At 64.1% G+C, this 18,404-nt stretch carries 18 protein-coding genes and 1 pseudogene; 8 read left to right on the top strand and 11 right to left on the bottom strand.

The window, feature by feature from the left end; translation table 11 throughout:
* Positions 1-43: 43 nt before the first annotated feature.
* From ACR9YP_RS24550 to ACR9YP_RS24565, 4 genes and pseudogenes are all read right to left on the bottom strand, one after another.
* On the bottom strand, positions 44-1,177 hold the full coding sequence (locus ACR9YP_RS24550; protein ID WP_474217355.1) for an ABC transporter permease: 1,134 nt from the start codon (positions 1,175-1,177) through the stop codon (positions 44-46).
* 10 nt (positions 1,178-1,187) lie between these two features.
* A complete protein-coding gene (locus ACR9YP_RS24555) occupies positions 1,188-2,594 on the bottom strand; it encodes an acyltransferase family protein (protein ID WP_474217356.1) in 1,407 nt (468 codons plus the stop codon).
* Positions 2,595-2,624: 30 nt separating this feature from the next.
* Positions 2,625-4,477: pseudogene (locus ACR9YP_RS24560) on the bottom strand (potassium transporter Kup).
* A gap of 199 nt (positions 4,478-4,676) precedes the next feature.
* On the bottom strand, positions 4,677-4,934 hold the full coding sequence (locus tag ACR9YP_RS24565) for a hypothetical protein (protein ID WP_474217357.1): 258 nt from the start codon (positions 4,932-4,934) through the stop codon (positions 4,677-4,679).
* 247 nt (positions 4,935-5,181) lie between these two features.
* Between ACR9YP_RS24565 and coaD the strand changes: the two genes are divergently transcribed.
* From coaD to queA, 5 genes are all read left to right on the top strand, one after another.
* Positions 5,182-5,676, top strand: coding sequence for a pantetheine-phosphate adenylyltransferase (coaD, locus tag ACR9YP_RS24570; protein WP_474217358.1), 495 nt, complete (start codon positions 5,182-5,184; stop codon positions 5,674-5,676).
* Between the two features lie 38 nt (positions 5,677-5,714).
* A complete protein-coding gene (locus tag ACR9YP_RS24575; RefSeq protein ID WP_474217359.1) occupies positions 5,715-6,278 on the top strand; it encodes a peptidylprolyl isomerase in 564 nt (187 codons plus the stop codon).
* Between the two features lie 9 nt (positions 6,279-6,287).
* Positions 6,288-6,698, top strand: coding sequence for a hypothetical protein (locus tag ACR9YP_RS24580; RefSeq protein ID WP_474217360.1), 411 nt, complete (start codon positions 6,288-6,290; stop codon positions 6,696-6,698).
* Entirely contained in the window at positions 6,695-7,159 is a 465-nt protein-coding gene (locus ACR9YP_RS24585; protein WP_474217361.1) for a peptidylprolyl isomerase, read from the top strand. The genes ACR9YP_RS24580 and ACR9YP_RS24585 overlap by 4 nt, the downstream gene beginning before the upstream one ends.
* Before the next feature lie 121 nt (positions 7,160-7,280).
* Positions 7,281-8,354, top strand: a complete 1,074-nt coding sequence (gene queA / locus ACR9YP_RS24590; protein ID WP_474217362.1) for a tRNA preQ1(34) S-adenosylmethionine ribosyltransferase-isomerase QueA — start codon at positions 7,281-7,283, stop codon at positions 8,352-8,354.
* A gap of 97 nt (positions 8,355-8,451) precedes the next feature.
* Here queA and ACR9YP_RS24595 read toward each other — a convergent pair whose 3' ends face one another.
* From ACR9YP_RS24595 to ACR9YP_RS24610, 4 genes are all read right to left on the bottom strand, one after another.
* Positions 8,452-9,489 (bottom strand): aspartate-semialdehyde dehydrogenase, encoded by a 1,038-nt coding sequence (locus ACR9YP_RS24595; protein WP_474217363.1) that lies wholly within the window; start codon positions 9,487-9,489, stop codon positions 8,452-8,454.
* Positions 9,490-9,715: 226 nt separating this feature from the next.
* A complete protein-coding gene (locus ACR9YP_RS24600; protein WP_474217364.1) occupies positions 9,716-10,318 on the bottom strand; it encodes a PepSY domain-containing protein in 603 nt (200 codons plus the stop codon).
* Between the two features lie 251 nt (positions 10,319-10,569).
* On the bottom strand, positions 10,570-11,313 hold the full coding sequence (locus tag ACR9YP_RS24605; RefSeq protein WP_474221110.1) for a TetR/AcrR family transcriptional regulator: 744 nt from the start codon (positions 11,311-11,313) through the stop codon (positions 10,570-10,572).
* Positions 11,314-11,448: 135 nt separating this feature from the next.
* Positions 11,449-12,627, bottom strand: a complete 1,179-nt coding sequence (locus ACR9YP_RS24610; RefSeq protein WP_474217365.1) for a patatin-like phospholipase family protein — start codon at positions 12,625-12,627, stop codon at positions 11,449-11,451.
* 216 nt (positions 12,628-12,843) lie between these two features.
* Here ACR9YP_RS24610 and tgt point away from each other — a divergent pair, with 216 nt between their 5' ends.
* Entirely contained in the window at positions 12,844-13,989 is a 1,146-nt protein-coding gene (gene tgt, locus ACR9YP_RS24615) for a tRNA guanosine(34) transglycosylase Tgt (protein WP_474217366.1), read from the top strand.
* Between the two features lies 1 nt (position 13,990).
* On the opposite strand, the gene ACR9YP_RS24620 is transcribed toward tgt, so the two are convergent.
* Positions 13,991-14,209 (bottom strand): hypothetical protein, encoded by a 219-nt coding sequence (locus ACR9YP_RS24620; RefSeq protein ID WP_370987247.1) that lies wholly within the window; start codon positions 14,207-14,209, stop codon positions 13,991-13,993.
* A gap of 221 nt (positions 14,210-14,430) precedes the next feature.
* On the opposite strand from ACR9YP_RS24620, the gene cysK reads away from it, so the two are divergent.
* Positions 14,431-15,408: a cysteine synthase A gene (gene cysK / locus ACR9YP_RS24625; protein WP_474217367.1), complete on the top strand. Its 978-nt coding sequence runs from the start codon at positions 14,431-14,433 to the stop codon at positions 15,406-15,408.
* A 3-nt stretch (positions 15,409-15,411) separates the two neighbouring features.
* Positions 15,412-15,654 (top strand): BrnA antitoxin family protein, encoded by a 243-nt coding sequence (locus tag ACR9YP_RS24630; RefSeq protein WP_091897797.1) that lies wholly within the window; start codon positions 15,412-15,414, stop codon positions 15,652-15,654.
* A 208-nt stretch (positions 15,655-15,862) separates the two neighbouring features.
* On the opposite strand, the gene ACR9YP_RS24635 is transcribed toward ACR9YP_RS24630, so the two are convergent.
* Both ACR9YP_RS24635 and ACR9YP_RS24640 read right to left on the bottom strand, forming a co-directional pair.
* On the bottom strand, positions 15,863-17,293 hold the full coding sequence (locus ACR9YP_RS24635; RefSeq protein WP_474217368.1) for a caspase family protein: 1,431 nt from the start codon (positions 17,291-17,293) through the stop codon (positions 15,863-15,865).
* A 202-nt stretch (positions 17,294-17,495) separates the two neighbouring features.
* On the bottom strand, positions 17,496-18,371 hold the full coding sequence (locus tag ACR9YP_RS24640; protein WP_438108245.1) for a DMT family transporter: 876 nt from the start codon (positions 18,369-18,371) through the stop codon (positions 17,496-17,498).
* Between the last annotated feature and the right edge of the window lie 33 nt (positions 18,372-18,404).

The following is an 18,404-nucleotide window of genomic DNA, read 5'->3' on the forward strand; positions in this document are numbered from 1 at the left end:
CCAAGCGTTTTCTTGATCGCAGTGGCCTCAATGATGATTTCGTTCATCGCATGAATACCGTTGCTGGATCGATCCGCACCACACGCACGATTGCGCCGATCGCCGACGCTACGCACATCACGACCGTCAGCACGAACAGGGCTGCAATCAGCCACGGCGTGATGACGATGGGCAACGCGCTCTTGGCAGTCATCTCCACAACGACAGCGCCGATCGCAGTCGCAATGATGAAGCCGATGATCGCGTTGATGAGCGCCTGATAGATGATGACCCTGTAAATATATGCATTCGACGAACCCATTGCCCGCAGGGTGGCGAATTCACTGAGGTGATCCTTGGTGCTCGAATAGAGTGTTTGCGCGACGATGACGGTGCCGACGATTACTCCCAGCAATGCGCCGGCAAACAGCGCAGCGCCGGCGCCGGTCCCGAACAGCCAGAACGAGCGGCTACGGCTGCGGAATTCATCCGTCGTAAGCACCTCGTGTTCACCAACCTGAGCTCGAACGGCCTTAAGAACCGTGTCGCGGTCGGCGTCGGGCTTGAGGCGAACCAGGAGGTTGCTGGCGCGATCGGGAAAGGCTCCGGTGTAGGTGCGAGCGTTTTTCAGGTCGACGAAGACATAGGGCGTCGTGGTGAATGAGCGGATGCCGTCGGTCAAGGCCACGATCTTCACGCGGCGGCCGCGGATCTCGGCCGTTGATCCGATTTTTGAGACGCCGAGGCGATCGTAGTAGGTGCGGTCGACGACCACGGCTCCATTTTGCGACAGCGCGCGAACGTCACCCTCGACCACGTTCCATGGCCTCAGGCTTCCATCACGCAAATCGGCGCCGACAACAAAGATGGGTGTCATCTCGCCGCTCTCGAGGCGCCAGTCCGAGAAGCCGATGACCAGCGGGACCACGGAGGCGACGCCATCGACGGATGCGACCTTGTCGCGCAGCTTCGCATCCAGCAGCGAAGGATCCTCAAAGCATTTCGCTCCCTTCGGTAGCACCCAGAGATCGGCTGACGCATGGTCGATCATCGTTGTCACCATGCGACCGAAGCCCAGGAACAGGCCCATCTGGATCATCACCAGGACGACCGAAAATACGATGCCTACGAGTGTCGCGACAAAACGCAGGCGATCGTGGAAGAGATTGCGGGACGCGAGCGTCGGGACCAGTGACATGGACGTTCCGTCATCGAGGTTGATCTGAGATAGCGCCCTTGCCCGGGAGTCCGGAATGCCGGTGCACCAGCAGTCTGACGCCTGCGGCGAGGAATCCGCTCGCGGCCCAGCTCACAGCCAGTGCCACGATGAGGACGAACGCGGCTTTGGCGACGGCATTCAGTCTCGTGCCGAGCAGCGCATATTGCAGCCACAGCACGAACGGGTAATGCGTGAGGTAGATGCCGTAGGCATTGGTCGAAAGACTATCGGCGAGCGCCGAGCGGCGACGCAACAATGCCAGCGAACTGGCCACGAAAGCGATCACGCCTGTTGCGCATGCGGGGGGAAAGGCGAAAGCCGCGGCGAGACGGTATGCGGGCGGGCTGGCATTCCAATCCGGCATCGTCAGCGAGGTCAGCCCGCCCCATACTGCAAAGGAGGCACATGCTGCGGCAACCCAGGTGGGCCAGTGGCGCGCGAGTGGGCCGTCCATGCGGAAGATACTTCGATCGCAGCCGTAGCCGCCGATGGCGAGTCCCGCAGAGAAATAGAGGAGATATTGCAGCGGGCGGCTTAGCTGGAAAGACAATGGGCCGAGAAAGGTCCATTCCCAGGGCGTGAAGATCATTGCGAGGGGGACATAGGCCAGTGCCGACAGACTGGTCAGACCTGCGAAGAAGAGCAGGGGACGATCGTCGCACTTGGCGACGATGAGGCTCGCGGCTCGTGGCCATGATGGCATGAGTTCATGCAGTGCAGCAGCCAGGCCGCTGAGCAACAGAAGCTGCCACAAGAACCATTGCGGGCCCGCGGGCCACATCGGTAGAGCGCGCCAGTGCTGCCAAAACGCCGCAGGCGATGGGTCGGTCGCGGTCGTCAGATACGACGCGTAGTATGCCACCGGACTGAGAAACGTGACCGCCAGGACGAAGGGTAATCCAATTCGCCACCACCGCTCCGCGAGATAGGCGGCGGCGCCCTTGCGGATGAGGCCTTGCGGGGTGAACAGGCCCGCCAAAAGGAACATCAGGGACATCAAGCTGACGTCTTGCCATGCGCAGAACAGGTCCAGCCCGAACCAGCGCTCGCGGTCGATGATCGGAAACGCGATCCACCGATAGGGCGGCGCGTCGAAGGCGAACGGATGCGGCGGCTGAGAGGCGAGGTAGGGAAGGGCCGAATGGAAGGCGACCACGATCAGGATGACGACAGCGCGCAAGTTGCTGAATGTGACGTTGGCGCCAGAGTTCATGGGGAGCACCGGCCCAGGATTGATCTCGCCGGAACCAACCGAAGGCGATCCACCTGGTTCCAATTCGCCGGGCAGCGGACGCTGTTTTGCTGAAGCCAACGCCTCCAGCGCCCGGCGCGCCGGCATGCTCGTCAGCGCGGGTCTTGTCGCAGCCAGTGCCGGTTGGGGCATCGCTGCGCGCATTCTCGCCACGCGATGCGCGCAGCGCGTTGGCTAAATCTCGAGCTCCGTGCCGAACTCCACCACTTGCTTGGTCGGCACGCCGAAGAACGCGGCGGAGCGTTCTGCGTTGCGCTGGAGGAAGGCGAACACGCCTTCGCGCCAGACCCACATGCCCGGAATGTCCTCGCTCGGGATGATGGTCTCGCGGCCGACGTAGTAGGTGATGTCCGAGAGGTCGATGCCGGGCAGCTTGCCCTGGCGGCAAGTAAGCTTCAGTCCCTCATAGATCGTGGGGTTCTGCATGAAGCCATAATGCAGGATCACGCGGGTGATGCCGGGGATGATGTCGATGATCTCGGCGCGTTCGTCGTCGGGAATGTGCGGAGACTCCTCGATCAGCACGGTGACCAGCAGCACGCGTTCGTGCAGCACGCGGTTGTGCTTGACGAACTGGGTCAGCGCCAGCGGCACGCCGCGCTGCGCGGAGGCCAGGAACACGGCGGTCCCGGGCAACCTGGCGAGGCATTTGTTGATGGCGGTCTCGATCAGGTCCTCCTCGGGCTGGCGCAGCCGCGCGCGGGCCGCCTCGACCAGCTTCACGCCGGCGCGCCAAGTCAGCATCAGGAACGCGACGAGGCCGGCGAGCAGCAGCGGAAACCAGCCACCCTCGAACAGCTTGATCGAATTGGCCGAGAAGAAGATCACGTCGATCACGAAGAAGGCGCCATTCACGGCAACCACGAGCCAGGGCGAATAGCCCCATTGGATCGCCACCAGAGCTGCGAGCAGCGTGGTGATCGCCATCAGCAGCGACACCGCGATGCCGTAGGCGCCGGCGAGCGCGTCGGACGTGCCGAAGCTCAGGACCGCTCCCAGCGTCGCGGCGGCGAGCAGCCAATTCACCAGCGGCACATAGATCTGTCCGATCGCAGCGCTCGTGGTGTGACGGATCAGCATGCGCGGCAGGAAGCCGAGCTGGATCGATTGCTGGGTCAACGAGAACACGCCGGAGATGATCGCCTGCGAGGCAATCACGGTGGCGACCGCCGAGAAGGCGACCAGCGGATAGTGCAGCGCGTCGGGACAGAGCTGGAAGAACGGGTTCTCGATCATGGCGGGATCGGTGATCAAGAGCGCGGCCTGGCCGAAATAGTTCAGCACCAGCGCGGGCAGGCAGACCGCGAACCAGGCGAGCCGGATCGGGAAACGGCCGAAATGCCCCATGTCGGCATACATGGCTTCGCCCCGGTCACCGCCAGGAAGGCCGCACCAAGAATTCCGAAGGAGACATGGAAATCCTGGTGGATCAGGAAGTCGAAGGCATAGAACGGGCTCAGCGCCGCCAGCACCGCCGGAGCCTTGACGATGCCGTGGATGCCAAGCGCGGCCAGCACGACGAACCAGGCCAGCATCACCGGGCCGAAGATGCGGCCGATGAAGCCGGTGCCCTGCTTTTGCATCATGAACAGGCCGATCAGGATGGCGATGGTCACGGGCACGACCACGGGCGCAAGCGAGGGGGCGTCGACCTTGAGGCCTTCGATGGCGCTGAGCACGGAGATTGCGGGCGTGATCGCGCCGTCGCCGTAGAGCAGGGCGGCGCCGACCAGGCCGACGACCAGCAGATGCGCCCGCCAGGTGCCGGGCTGGGCGTTGCGGGCGTGCAGCAACGCCAGCAGCGCGACGATGCCGCCTTCGCCGCGATTGTCCGCGCGCAGGATCAGCAGCGCGTATTTCAGCGAGATGATCAGCAGCAGCGCCCAGAGGATCAGCGAGGCAACCCCCAGGACAGCATCGTGACTTAATGTGCCGCCATGGGCAGCCGCCTTGGCGGCTTCCTTCAGGGCATAGAGAGGGCTGGTGCCGATATCGCCATAGACCACCCCGAGGGCGCCCATGGTCATGGCAAGCGGCAGTGGATCGGGATGGTGGCCGGAGGCGACTGCGGGCGTACTGGACAATGGCGACCCCCGATGGAAACGCGCCCGGCGGGCCATTCCGACGGGCGCGAGCGTCATGCAGTCTGCGACGAGACGTCGCAAATATCCATGGGGTTGTGTTGGGTTGATAGCGGACTAGCTGACGTGAAACTGACAGATCCGACTACGGGGTCCGATCGGCGGTCACGAGGCGTGCCTCACGGACATCGGCCTTGGTGCCGGCGCGGCGCAGGCATGAGGTTTCGAAGTTCGGCCAGGCCTGCTGCGAGCAGTCCTTGCCGATGCTGCGGATGTCGAGCCGGTCGCTCTTCGCCAGCGGCTGCGGCACGCTGGCTTCGACCGTCGGGGCGAAGCCGGGCAGGAGGGTGAGGGCGGCAGCAACACATGCAGAGATGGCGATCGCCGAAAGAGCCTTGATCATTGACAGTCCCCTGTGATGCGGCCGCTGCGCCTTGTGTGCGGCCCGTCATTCGTTGGCTGGATAAGTAACCATGGCCAGTTTCCAGACGTCTTCGCCGGAGCGGGAAATGGTTTCGTTGCTGCGCCCTTTGTTTCGTGGCCGCCCTCAGGACGAAACAATTCGGGGGATTCCGACATGGTTTTGCGGAAAAACCGCCAGGGAACCCGCCCGGCTTGCCGGCCCGGGCCGGGCGCGGTAGGAGGAGACCATGCCGCGCATCGCCTTCTATCCCGGTTCCTTCGACCCCATCACCAACGGCCATCTGGACGTGGTCCGGCACAGCGTGTCGCTGTGCGACAAGCTAGTTGTCGCGATCGGGGTCCACCCCGGCAAGAAGCCGCTGTTCTCGACCGAGGAGCGGCTGAAGATGCTGCACGAGGTCTGCGGGCCGGTGGCGGCCCAGGCCGGCTGCGTGTTCGAAGCCGTGACCTTTGACGATCTGTCGGTCACCTCGGCGCGCAAGCACGGCGCGACCATCATGATCCGGGGTCTGCGCGACGGCAGCGACCTTGATTACGAGATGCAGCTTGCCGGCATGAACGAGGCCATGGCGCCGGAGGTGCATACGGTCTTCCTGCCGGCCTCTCCCATAGTTCGCCCGATCACCGCCACTTTGGTGCGCCAGATCGCCGGCATGGGTGGAGACGTCTCGGCCTTCGTCCCGCCGCTGGTTGCGGCACAGCTCAAGGCAAAATTCGCCTGATACCGGCGCGCTTCCTCTCTCATCTGACCGGAGTTGTCATGATCCGAATTCTCGCAGTTCTTGCCGCGCTTGTGTTCGCGGTGCCGGCGGTGGCGCAGCAATTGCCGGCGAACCTCGACAAGGCCAACGCCATCGTCATCGACAGCACCAAGGGCCGCATCGTCATCAAGCTCCGGACCGACATCGCGCCCCAGCACGCCGAGCGCATCAAGCAGCTCGCACGTGAGGGCTTCTACAACAACGTGCCGTTTCACCGCGTGATGGACGGCTTCATGGCGCAGACCGGCGACGGCCAGAACGGCAACGGCACCGGCGGCTCGAAATACCCGAACCTGAAGCAGGAATTCTCCAAGGTGCACTTTGCACGCGGCATCGTCGGGATGGCGCGGCGCGGTGACAGCGTCGACAGCGCCAACTCGCAGTTCTTCATCATGTTCGCCGGCGGCGGCAGCCTCGATAACCAGTACACGGTGATCGGCGAGGTCGTGCAGGGCATGGACGTCGTCGACAAGCTGAAGAAGGCACCGCCCGGCTCGGCCGGCGGCACCGTCACCGATCCCGACAAGATGGTGAAGGTGCAGGTCGCATCCGACGTCAAGTAGGAGAGGACGATGGCGCGCCGCGGTGGCAAGCTCGTGCTGGTTGCCGCGATGCTGCTGCTCGGCATCTCCAGTGCGGCCGCCGAAAACGCGCAGGTCAACACCATCCAGGACATTTTCCGGCATCTGCGCACCTGCTGGAAGCCGCCGCCGCCGGCCAAGGCGCGCCCACTCGACATTACCGTCGTCGTGAGCTTTAACCGGGCCGGAAACATTCTGGGCCATCCGCGGATTACCTACGAATCCGCGGAGGCCTCCGACAATGACCGGCTGCAATACCGGATCGCGGTGATGGAAACGTTGCAACGCTGCACGCCGGTGCCATTTACCGATGCAATGGCTGGCGCCGCCGCGGGGCGTCCATTCGCGATCCAGTTCCGCACCCGGAAGACTTCACCCCCAACGCAAGAGAGACGAGCATGAGCGTCACCGAAAACACCCTGATCCTCGAGACCACGCAGGGCCCCGTCACCATCGAGATGCGGCCTGATCTCGCGCCCGGTCATGTCGCGCGCATCAAGGAGCTGGTCCGCGAGGGCTTTTACGACGGCATCGTATTCCATCGCGTGATCGACGGCTTCATGGCGCAGACCGGCTGCCCGCAGGGCACCGGCACCGGCGGCTCCGGCAAGAAGCTGAAGGCCGAGTTCAACAAGGAGCCGCATGTGCGCGGCACCGTGTCGATGGCGCGCGCCGCCAATCCCGACTCCGGCGACAGCCAGTTCTTCATCTGCTTCGACGACGCCCGCTTCCTCGACAACCAGTACACCGTCTGGGGCAAGGTCACCGAGGGCATGGAGAACGTCGACAAGATCAAACGCGGCGAGCCCGTGCAGAACCCCGACAAGATCGTCAAAGCGCGGATGGCGGCGGATAAGGAATAAGCGGATTTGTCGGTGTCATGCCCCGCGCAGGCGGGGCATCCAGTAATCACCAGCGGCGATTACGGCTACGATCGGGAGTACTGGATCGCCCGCCTGCGCGGGCGATGACAAGTTCTGAGACATGCGCACCGATCTCTTTGATTTTGACCTGCCGCCCGAGCGCATCGCATTGCGCCCGGCGAGCCCGCGCGACTCCGCGAAGATGCTGGTCGTCGAGAATGGCGCGTTGCGCGACCAAACCATCTCTGACCTGCCGCAATGGCTGAAGCCAGGCGACCAGCTCGTCGTCAACGATACCAAGGTGATCGCGGCGCAGCTGAGGGGCCGTCGCATCGGGCGTGAGACCGAGCCGAGGATCGAGGCGACGCTGATCAAGCGCCTCGACGGCTCGCGCTGGCAGGCGTTGGTGAAGCCGGCGAAGAAGCTCACAGCCGGCGACCGCATCCGCTTCGGCAATGAAGGCAAGGTCTGCCTGCTCGGCCATCTCGACGCCGAAGTTGAAGCCAAGGGCAGTGAAGGCGAGGTGACGCTATCGTTCTCGTTCCACGGTCCCGCGCTCGACCAGGCCATCGCCGATCTCGGCAGCCCGCCGCTGCCGCCCTACATCGCCTCCAAGCGCACGCCTGACGACCAGGATCTCGCCGACTACCAGACTATGTTCGCGGCGAACGAAGGCGCCGTCGCCGCGCCGACGGCTGGGCTGCATTTCACCCCGGCGCTGGAGCAGGCGCTGCGCGACCGCGGCGTCGGCATTAACCGCCTCACGCTGCATGTCGGGGCAGGGACCTTCCTGCCGGTCAAGGTGGACGATACCGAAGGCCACAAGATGCACCCCGAGTGGGGCACGATCTCGGCCGAGACCGCAGAGCGGCTCAACACCGCGCGCAAGAACGGCGGCCGCATCATCGCCGTCGGCACCACGTCACTCCGGCTGCTGGAAAGCGCCGCCGCGGAGGACGGCAGCATCCAGCCGTTCGCAGCGGAGACGTCGATCTTCATTACTCCCGGTTATCGCTTCCGCGCCGTCGATATCCTGCTGACCAATTTCCATTTGCCGAAGTCGACGCTGTTCATGCTGGCGTCGGCGTTCTCTGGCCTGGAGACGATGAAGCGAGCGTATGCGCACGCGATCGCGAGCTGCTATCGGTTTTATTCGTACGGGGATGCGTGCTTGTTGTTTCGGGCAGAGCCGTAGGGTGGGCAAAGCGAAGCCTGCCCACCATCTTTCCTGATTGCGCGAGGGAAGTGGTGGGCACGGCGCTTGCGCGCCTTTGCCCGCCCTACGATACCGGTTATGCCGTCACCCGCTGCGGCAAGAGCTCGGCGATCTGCACCGCGTTGAGCGCGGCGCCCTTGAGCAGCTGATCCGCCGCCACGAACATCGAGATCGAATGGCCGCTGGCGTCGCTGAGATCCTTGCGGATGCGGCCGACCAGGACGTCGTCTTGGCCCGAGGCGTCGATCGGCATCGGGAAGTAGTTCTTGGCGCGGTCGTCGACCACCTTGACGCCGGGCGCCTGCGCCATGATGGCGCGGACCTGATCCTCGGTGATCGGCTTCTCGCATTCGAAGGTGATGGCCTCGCAATGGGCGCGCAGCACCGGCACGCGCACGCAGGTGACGCCGACTGCAATGGTTTCGTCCTCGAAGATCTTGCGGGTCTCCTTGATGACCTTGGTCTCTTCGTCATTGTAGCCGGTGTCAGGATCGACCGCCGTGTTGTGGTTGAAGAGGTTGAAGGCGTAGGGGTGCGGCATCACCCTGGGCGTATAGACTTGCCCGTTGAGATTGGCGCGGGTGGATTCGACGAGCTCCTCCATCGCGGCGGCGCCGGCGCCGGAAGCCGCCTGATAGGTCGCGATGATCACGCGCTTGATGCGATTCTTCTGGTGGATCGGCCACAGCGGCACCAGCGCGGTGATCGCGGCGCAGTTCGGGTTGGCGATAATGCCCTTGTGATCGCGGATGCGGTTCGCGTTGATCTCGGGGATCACCAGCGGCACGTTCGGGTCCATGCGGAAGGCGGAGGAGTTGTCGACCACGACCGCGCCGGCCTTGACCGCGATCGGCGCGAACTTCTTCGAGATGCTGCCGCCGGCGGAGAACAGGGCGATGTCGACGCCCTCGAAGGAACGCTCGGTCAATTCCTCGATGACGACTTCTTGCCCGCGGAATGACACCGTCTTGCCGGCCGAGCGGGCACTCGCCAGCGCCCTGAGCTTACCGGCGCGAAAGCCGCGCTTGTCCATGGTGGCGATGAATTCGGCGCCCACCGCACCGGTAACGCCGACAATCGCGACGACGGGATCGTTACTCACTTTGTCCTCCATTGCATTGAGAATTCAGACAACAAAAAAGCCCCGGACCATCGAGGGCGGGGCTTCGGTAGAGTTGATGCGTTTAAGTCGACGACCTACGCGCGCACGCCTCCCCGGGCCCCTGAGGCCGTGGTGGTTTTGGTCGTGCGTTTGGTGGTCGTGAACATGGCGGCGACTTATGCGGGAGAGTCTTGCAGCCGTCAATGGCTTTTCGCCCCGGTTGGTGCCGGGGCTGCCGCTATTTGGCCCGTGCGCCCGGCGGCTCCAGGATGACCTCCTTGAGGTCGTCGCCGCTGATCACGATAATCGCGAAATTGAGCCGGCCGCGTTCGCGCACCAGCCCGCCGCTGATCGCCTTGCCCGAAGCCGCGCGTTCGGCGACGCGCACGGCATCCGCGAGGCGGTGCCTGATCGCACCGAGCGCTGCGAGGTTGCTGCGGTCCTCAAGGTCGAGCTCGGCGAGCGGAAGGGCGGCTTCGCCGCCGACGAGCTCGCCGGTCGCAGCATTGATGGTGTGGCGCCAGATCCGGTCGTTGTGCAGGGTCTTCACCCGGTAGACCGGCACACCGGAGGCTCCGTCAAAACTCACATCCGCCGTCGTGGCGCCAGCGTGCCGGCCTTCCGCGATTGCCATGGCCTGGCTGATCGAGATCGACGAGCTGCGGAAGCGTTCGATCTCGCGGCTGACTGCCTGGCGGTCCGCTTCAGCATCACTATCTGTGTCGCTGTGAAGCGCGGTCGGCGTGCCCGCGGTCACAATCGCCTGTGCCGGTGCGGCGAGGAGCAGCGCGGGCAAGGCGATCGTAAGCAGTTGCGAGGTCCATCGTTTGGCTGTCGTCATGCTCGAAACCCTCGGCCAGCGAGTGTGCCGGATGATCGTAAAGAATTCGCGGCCGACCTTGGGCACCGGTCGGCCGCCGAACGCCGCACCGGGCTGTACCCGGCGCGACGATCGAAGCGGTACGGACCTCTTTGGGGCTGGTGAAAAAGCGGTCCGTCTCGCCTTGTAACTAAACCATACCGTATCGTTTTATTTTGGTCAACGGCACGGCCGTGGTTCCCTGGGGGATAGATCGCGCGCTCACGGAATTGTCAGCGGGACGGGCGCCGCTGCGTGCTCTTTGCGGCGCTCTGGATGCGGTCGGCGGGTCCCAACGCGCCGGCCAGGAACAGCTTGATCGCCGCCCGCATCCGCTTTTCCGCGGCCTTCATCTCCAGCGCCGTTCCGAACGTCGCCATGCGGTGGGTGTGACCGACGACGACGTCGAGAAACACCTCGGCTGCAATGGTGGTGTCTTCGACATCGAGTGCGCCTTGTGCCACCAAATGGTCGAAGAAGCGCGCCGTGGTGGCGACGGCCTTGAGCCAGCCTTCCTCCTTGCCGAGCTTGGCGACGTCAGGGAAGTTGATGGCCTGTGACGTCATCATGCGGCTGAAGGCGACGGCGTCGGGACCGCAGGTGAACGTCAGCATCTCGCGCCCGATCTCGATCAGCCGCTGCTCGACCGAGATGTTCGCAGCGCTGGAGAGCTGCGTCTCTGCCGCAGCCGACAGCGGCGCAAGCCAGCGCGCGATCTCGCGCCTCAGCACGGCGGCAAACAGGCCGCGCTTGTCGCCATAGCGGGAATAGACGGTGGGCTTGCTGACGCGGGCCGCTTCCGCAACCGCGTCGAGCGAGGTTGCGTCGAAGCCGCGATCCAGGAACAGGCGCGTGGCGACCTCGATCAGCCGCTGATCGCGCTCGATGGCGGCGGTCTTCGTCGGCCGGCCGCCGCGTGATTTCGGCACCTCGCGCCGTGGCGAGGCGGTTCTTGTCTTGGTCGCAGTCAATCCCATGCCCAATGATTCCTGCGCGGTCGTGATATCAGTCATTCGCTCTATATCGCGCGGGAGCGGGGGCGTCATGGCGAATCTGGCCGAATTGGCCGTATCGTCAACGGTTTCCGTATGGCCTCGTTCCGTCACGAGGGATCACGGAAGCGTCGATGTCCAGGCCTGGCCGGACGCCGCCTTGTCATATCCGTACTGATACAGCGCCTGCATATAGGCAGTGTCGAATCCTTCCGAGGGCGCTGCCGGATAGTCGCGCGCGATATAGGAGAGATGGAAGCCCAGGCGGTTACGCTTGGCAAAATCATAGGTCGAGAAGATGATCGAGCGCGTCTGCGACTGGGTGATCGACGACAGGCTGCGCGAGGCGACGTCGATGGTGCTGTTGGAGACGAGCTCGAAATTGCGTTCGATTTTCTTGTTGACGAGAATGTAGATGTCCATCTTCGCGTTGCCCGGCAGGCGGCTGCCCTGGAAGAGCAGGGCTTCCGGCAGTGTCAGCACCGGCGCCGTCACGCCGCCATCGACATGCATCTCCTGAAACCTGCGGCCCTGGCCTTCGGCGTCGATCATGATCGGCGGAAACACCAGGGGAATGCTGGCGGAAGCCGCCATCACGTCGCGAAACAGTTTTAGCGCCTCGGGCGTTCCGACCGCGGCGACCTTGCCCATGTCCCAGATCGCGGTCCGCTGGGTGTCGAGATCGGTCGTCACGATCAGCAGCTTCCGACCCTTGGCATTTTCGCGAGCGACTTGCGCCATGATCTCGGGCCCGACATAGCGGGCGACGAGCTCGCGCAGCCGCGTGTTGCCGAACAGGCCGGATCCGAACAGCACCCGCACGATGCTGGGATCGTTCAGCAGGCTCTCCGCGATGCCGCTGGTGTAGACTTCCTTCAGCGTGTCGTCATATTGCGAGCCGAGGAACGCAAACGGCGCGATCAGGCCGCCGGTGCTGACACCCGAGACGACCGAGAAGGTGGGACGGGTTCTGGCTGCGGTCCAGCCGTTCAGCACGCCGACGCCATAGGCGCCGTCGGCACCGCCGCCGGATAGCGCCAGATAGGTTTTGGTCGCGGTGTCCTTCTCGAAGCTGAATTTCGTGACGGGCTCGTCGGCGTAGCGCCGGAGGCCATCGATATCGAGCACACGCGATGTGCTGGCTTCGGCGGCCGTATAGGGCGTGCGGGGCAGGGACGTGCAGGCACCGAGCGCCAGGCTGCACGTCAGGACCAGGACTGCGCCCAGGCGGGCGCCGATCCGCCCAATCCAGCCCTGCGAGAGGCCGGGAATATTGGTCGAACTTGAAGGGAGGGGCATCGTCGGTGGCTGGCGATCACGCTTATACCGCCGCCGGCAAATTCGCCGCGGCAATCTCGTCCAGCCCCAGGATAAAACTACACTGTATCGTTTTGTTTAACAAGAGCAATTGGCACCAATATCCGCTCCAATTGTGTCCCAGTCTGAGGCACAAGCCAGCCTTGGCCTGGTTCGCGCGGGTTGATCGGCCTTCTCCGACACGCAATAAGCACCGCCATGAATCCCGACAATGATCTTCCCAATCACTTTGAATTGCTCGCCACCGATGGCGCCGCGCGCACCGGGCGCCTAACCACGCCACACGGCACGGTCAGAACGCCGGCCTTCATGCCGGTCGGCACCGCGGGCGCCATGAAGGGCATGCACTGGCGCGAGGTGCGCGACGCCGGCGCCGACATCGTGCTCGGCAACACCTATCATCTGATGCTGCGGCCCGGGGCCGAGCGGATTGCGGCGCTTGGCGGCTTGCAGACATTCACCGGTTGGAACGGGCCGATGCTGACGGATTCCGGCGGCTTCCAGGTGATGTCGCTGGCGGATCTGCGCAAGGTCAGCGAGCACGCCGTCACCTTCCGCTCGCATATCGACGGCGCCAAGGTCGAGCTGTCGCCGGAGCGCTCGATCGAGGTGCAGCGCTTCCTCGGCTCCGATATCGCCATGCAGATGGACGAATGCGTGCGGCTACCGGCTGAGCGTGACGACATCGAGCGGGCGATGCACCTGTCGCTGCGCTGGGCCGAGCGTAGCAAGCGGGCCTTCGCGAGCGCGCCCGCCGGTTACATGCTGTTCGGCATCGTGCAGGGTGGCGACGTGCCGCAGCTTCGCCATGCCAGCGCGCAAGGCCTGGTCGAGATCGGCTTCCACGGCTATGCGATCGGCGGCCTTGCCGTCGGCGAGCCGCAGGCGGTGATGCTGGCGATGATCGAGGAGACCGCACCATTGCTGCCGAGAGAGCGGCCGCGCTACCTCATGGGCGTCGGCACGCCCGACGACGTCCTCGAGGCAGTGAAGCGCGGCGTCGACATGTTCGATTGCGTGATGCCGACCCGCAATGGCCGTCACGGGGTCGCCTTCACGCGCTTCGGCCAGGTCAATTTGCGCAACGCGCGCCACGCCGACGATCCGCGTCCGCTCGATGAAGAGAGCTCATGGCCGTCGACGCGGAGCTGCGCGCGCGCCTATCTGCATCATCTCGTCAAGGCGGGCGAGACGCTGGGGGCGATGCTGCTGTCCGAGATCAATGTCGCCTATTACCAATCCCTGATGCAGGGCATCAGGGACGCGGTCGCACAGGGAAGGTTCGAGGAGTTCTATCAGCGTACGCGCGAGGACTGGACGAGGGGCGACATAGCCCCGCGCTAGATTAATTGCAGACGAAGCGCTGCTTGACGGCATGCTTGGTCACGAAGCCATAGCCGCAATTGTCACAGGTCCAGAGATAGCTGATCACGTGGTCGGAGACGTAGGCAGATGCTTCGGCGGCGACCATGGAGTCGGCGCAGACCGGACAGGTAGGCAACTCGCTGCAACGCGGATAGCGGTTCAGCGCGACGGTCGACAACACTTCAGCAGCTGCTGACATCGTGGTGACCTCCCTGCTTTGAGACCTAAGTCTAACATAAGCAGAATCAGTTGACGAGGTCGCAACACAAATGCGTTGCTTTTCTGAATATTTGCAGCTCACGTGATTTTGCGATGCAGCGTATTTAACATGTGCCGCATTGTCGCTTGCGTGTCGCTGCAAGCTGTCCGTAACTGCGCGAGAGCCGTGAAAGCGCAGATTGTTGCCACAGGGAGTTCATCATGGACGCGTCGTCCAAGACGGGTGCAGCGCACCAACCCGGCCGCGGCCGGATCTATGACTCGATCGTCGATGCTTTTGGCGACACGCCGATCGTGCGGTTGCAACGACTGCCCGGCATGCACGGCGTGAACGCGACCATTTTGGCAAAACTTGAATATTTCAATCCGGCCGCGAGCGTGAAGGACCGCATCGGTGCGGCCATGATCATCGCCATGGAGAACGCGGGCATCATCAAGCCCGACACCGTGCTGATCGAGCCGACCTCCGGCAATACCGGAATCGCGCTTGCCTTCGTTGCGGCCTCGCGCGGCTACCGGCTCAAACTGGTGATGCCGGAGTCGATGTCGATCGAGCGGCGCAAAATGTTGGCCTTTCTCGGTGCGGAACTGGTGCTGACGCCGGCAGCCCAAGGCATGAACGGCGCCATTGCCGCCGCGGAAGAACTGTTGAAGACGACGCCGAACTCGGTGATGCCACAGCAGTTCAAGAATCTCGCCAACCCCGAAGTGCACCGCCGCACCACGGCGGAAGAGATCTGGAACGACACGGCCGGTAGCATGGATATCTTCGTCGCCGGTGTCGGCACCGGAGGCACCATCACAGGCGTCGGCCAGGTGCTGAAGCCGCGCAAACCTTCCTTGCGGGTGGTGGCGGTCGAGCCGGAGGAGAGCCCGGTGCTCTCAGGCGGCCAGCACACCCCGCACAAGATCCAGGGCATCGGTGCCGGCTTCGTCCCCGACATCCTCGATCGCTCCGTGATCGACGAGATCGTGAAGATCAACTCGACGACGGCAATCGAGACCTCGCGCGCGCTGGCGCGGCATGAAGGCATTCCGGGCGGCATCTCTTCGGGCGCCGCGATCGCGGCCGCGCTTCAGATCGGCAAGCGCCCCGAAGCTGCGGGAAAGACCATCCTGGCGGTGGTGCCGTCCTTCTCCGAGCGGTATCTTTCCACGGCTCTATTTGAGGGGATCTAGGACATGGCGGATCAACCGAGGCGGCCGCGTACGCTGGGCGATGCCAGAACGGAGGCCGAGGCGGCATTCAAGAAGGTGACGGCCAAGGTCGCCGTGGCGCCGCCCAAGCAAACCGCCGTTCCCGGCATCAAGGAGCAGGTCACGCTGCGGATCGACCAGGACGTGCTGGAGTTCTTCCAGGAGGGCGGGCCGGGCTGGCAGGACCGCATCAACGAGGCGCTGCGGAAGGCCGCGGGGAAGTCGTAGCCAACGTTGTCATCGCGAGCCAACGGGTCCGCGCGGAGCGCCGCCCGATGACAGGCTCCGCGAAGCAATCCAGAATCTTTCCACGGTGACAGCCTGGATTGCTTCGTCGCAAGGGCTCCTGGCAATGACGGAGCATGCTGCGACACCGTCGTACCAAAGAAAAAGCCCGGCGCGAGCCGGGCTTTTGTTTTGAAGCTGCCGTCCTGCCTCAGCGGCGGAACATGCCGCCCATCATACCGCCGACGACGCCACCCACGAAGGCTGCGCCGGCAGCATCGCCGGGGCTGCTGCGCTGGGGAGCCGGTGCCGGCGCGCTGCTGGGCGCCGGGGCGCTGGCACGCCGAGCCGCTTTCTGGCTGTTATCGCTGGCGGTCGGCGGTGCGGCCACGATCTCCGAGAGCAGGGCCTTGTGCTGGTGCTTATTGAGGTAGCCGGACGAAGGATAGCCGCGCGCGGCCTGCCAGCGCTTGAGCACCGCGCGGGTCTCGTCGCTGAACACGCCGGTCTGCTTGGTGTCGAAGCCGAGGCCGGTGAGGCGACGCTGCACGTCGCGGCGCTGGTTCTTGTCGAGGCCGATCTGGTCTTCGGTGAGCTGAGTGGCCTCGTCGGTAAAGGTCGCGGGATCGATACCAGCGTTGAGCGTGCGGGTCGCGGTCGAGGGGCCGCTCTTGATCGCCGCGAGGCGTGCCAGCGCCAGCGCCTTGAACTGACCGTTCGGATAGGCGGCGAGATAGGCGTTGAGCTCTTCCGGCTTGTTGGACTCCTTCACCGAGCGCCAATATTCGAGCTCGACACCGTCCGAGCCGCCGCCGGTTGCCGCCGGCACGGTGCCGGCCGCAGTCGGCGCCGCGTTGGCGACTTGCGTTGCCGGGGCCTGGTTGAGATAGACCGAGCCGGTCAGGTTGGTGTGGCCCCAGGGTAGTTGGCCCTTGCGGGTCTCTTCATTGACCTGAGCGCGCACCGACGTCATCGCCTGCTGAATCTCGACGCCGGGCTTGGTGATGTTGTCGATCAGCGCACGGGTGAACGGGCTGTTGTTGCCCTCCTGGCCGTCGAGCGCGGTCTGGCCAGGGCCGGTGGCGAACGCGATTAGCGTGCCTTCGCCGGACTTCATCTCGGCGAGACCGCTCTGGACGTTGACGCTGCGGGTCGCCGAGTTCGACTTGATCTTGGCGGCGAACGGATTGTCGCGGCAGGCATCGAGGAAGACGAGCTTGACCTTGGCGTCGCCCATGGTCTGCTCGAGCGTCAGGTCGATGTTGATGGCGGCCCCTAGCTTGACGTCCATCTCCGACTTGATGTCGGCGTCGACAGGCAGGAGATAGTTGGTGCCGCTGACGGCAATGCCGTGGCCGGCATAATAGAACAGCGCGATGTCGGAGCCCTGCGCCTTGCGGCCGAAATCGAGCAGCTTCTCCGTCATCTGGTCGCGGCTGAGATTGGACCCTTCGATCACCTCGAAGCCGACATTGCGCAGCGTCGCCGCCATCGCCTTGGCGTCGATCGGCGGGTTCGGCAATTGCGCGACGTTCTTGTAGGAGCCGTTGCCGACGACGAAGGCGACGCGGCGGTCAGCCTTCGCAGCACTGATCGACAGTGCCATGCACATCAGCGAAGCGAGGAGGGTGAGATAGCGCATTCTGAAATCCCCCAGAATCGAATTGCAGGCAGCAACAAATTGGCAACGAACCTACACGAAGTGCCCGACTTCGCGCCACCAAAACGGCGGTCCGCTGCGTTCAACCCGCTGCTGTGTGGCCGAATGTGCACGATGGAATGCTTCCCCAACGTGATCCAAATCACACGGCCACTTCGTTTTGTCGCGCGAGGCGGCGCGAGGTTCACCGCGCGCGGGCTGGAACCACTGATGGCGGCCTTAAATTGAGGAGATTACCGCACAGGATCAGCGCCGCGCCCAGTACGGTCAAGGTGTCGAGACGCTCCGAATACAACAGCCAGCCGACGGTTGCCGTGAGCGGAACCCGCAGGAAGTCCATCGGCACCACGATGGTCGCATCCGCGTACCGGAGCGCGCTGGCGAGGCAGTAGTGCGAGAATGTGCCGCAGACCCCGATGACGAAGAGCCAACCCCACATGGAGGCTGACGGCCATGTCCAGACGTACAGCGTAGGTAGCAGGCCGACGACCATCTGTACGACGATCATCCAGAACAGGATCGACAATGCGCTTTCGGTCCGGGTCAGCGACTTCGCCAATATCATGGAGATGCTGAAGCCAATCGCGGCCCCAAGCGCGATCAGCTGGCCCGGATTGATCTCGCCGGTGGCGGGCCGCACGATCATGACGACGCCGACGATGCCGAGTACGACGGCGGCGATCTTCCAGACGGTCATGCGCTCGGACAGGAAAGTTGCGGCCAGCAGTGCCGTCCAGATCGGCATGGTGAATTCGATCGCGACGACCTGGCCGATCCCGATCAGCGCCAGCGCGTAGAACCAGCCGAGCTGCGCGAAATAGTGGACTCCGTTGCGCGCGAGGTGCTGCGGCAGGCGTTTGGTCGCGACCGCCTTGAAGCCGCCGGCGCGGTAGATGATCGGCAGAAGCAGGAACAACCCGATCACAGATCGCACTTCCATGATCTGGAAGACGTTGAGCTCGCTCGTGGTCTCGCGGCCGGCAACCGCCATGACGAGCATCAGCGCGAGCCAGCCGGCCATCCAAAGTGCAGCCATCGATTTGGACGGTGTCGTCGTCATAGGTGTGAGTGCGGGAAATCGTACCTGAGGGGA

Source organism: Bradyrhizobium sp. BR14999 (genome assembly GCF_056106085.1).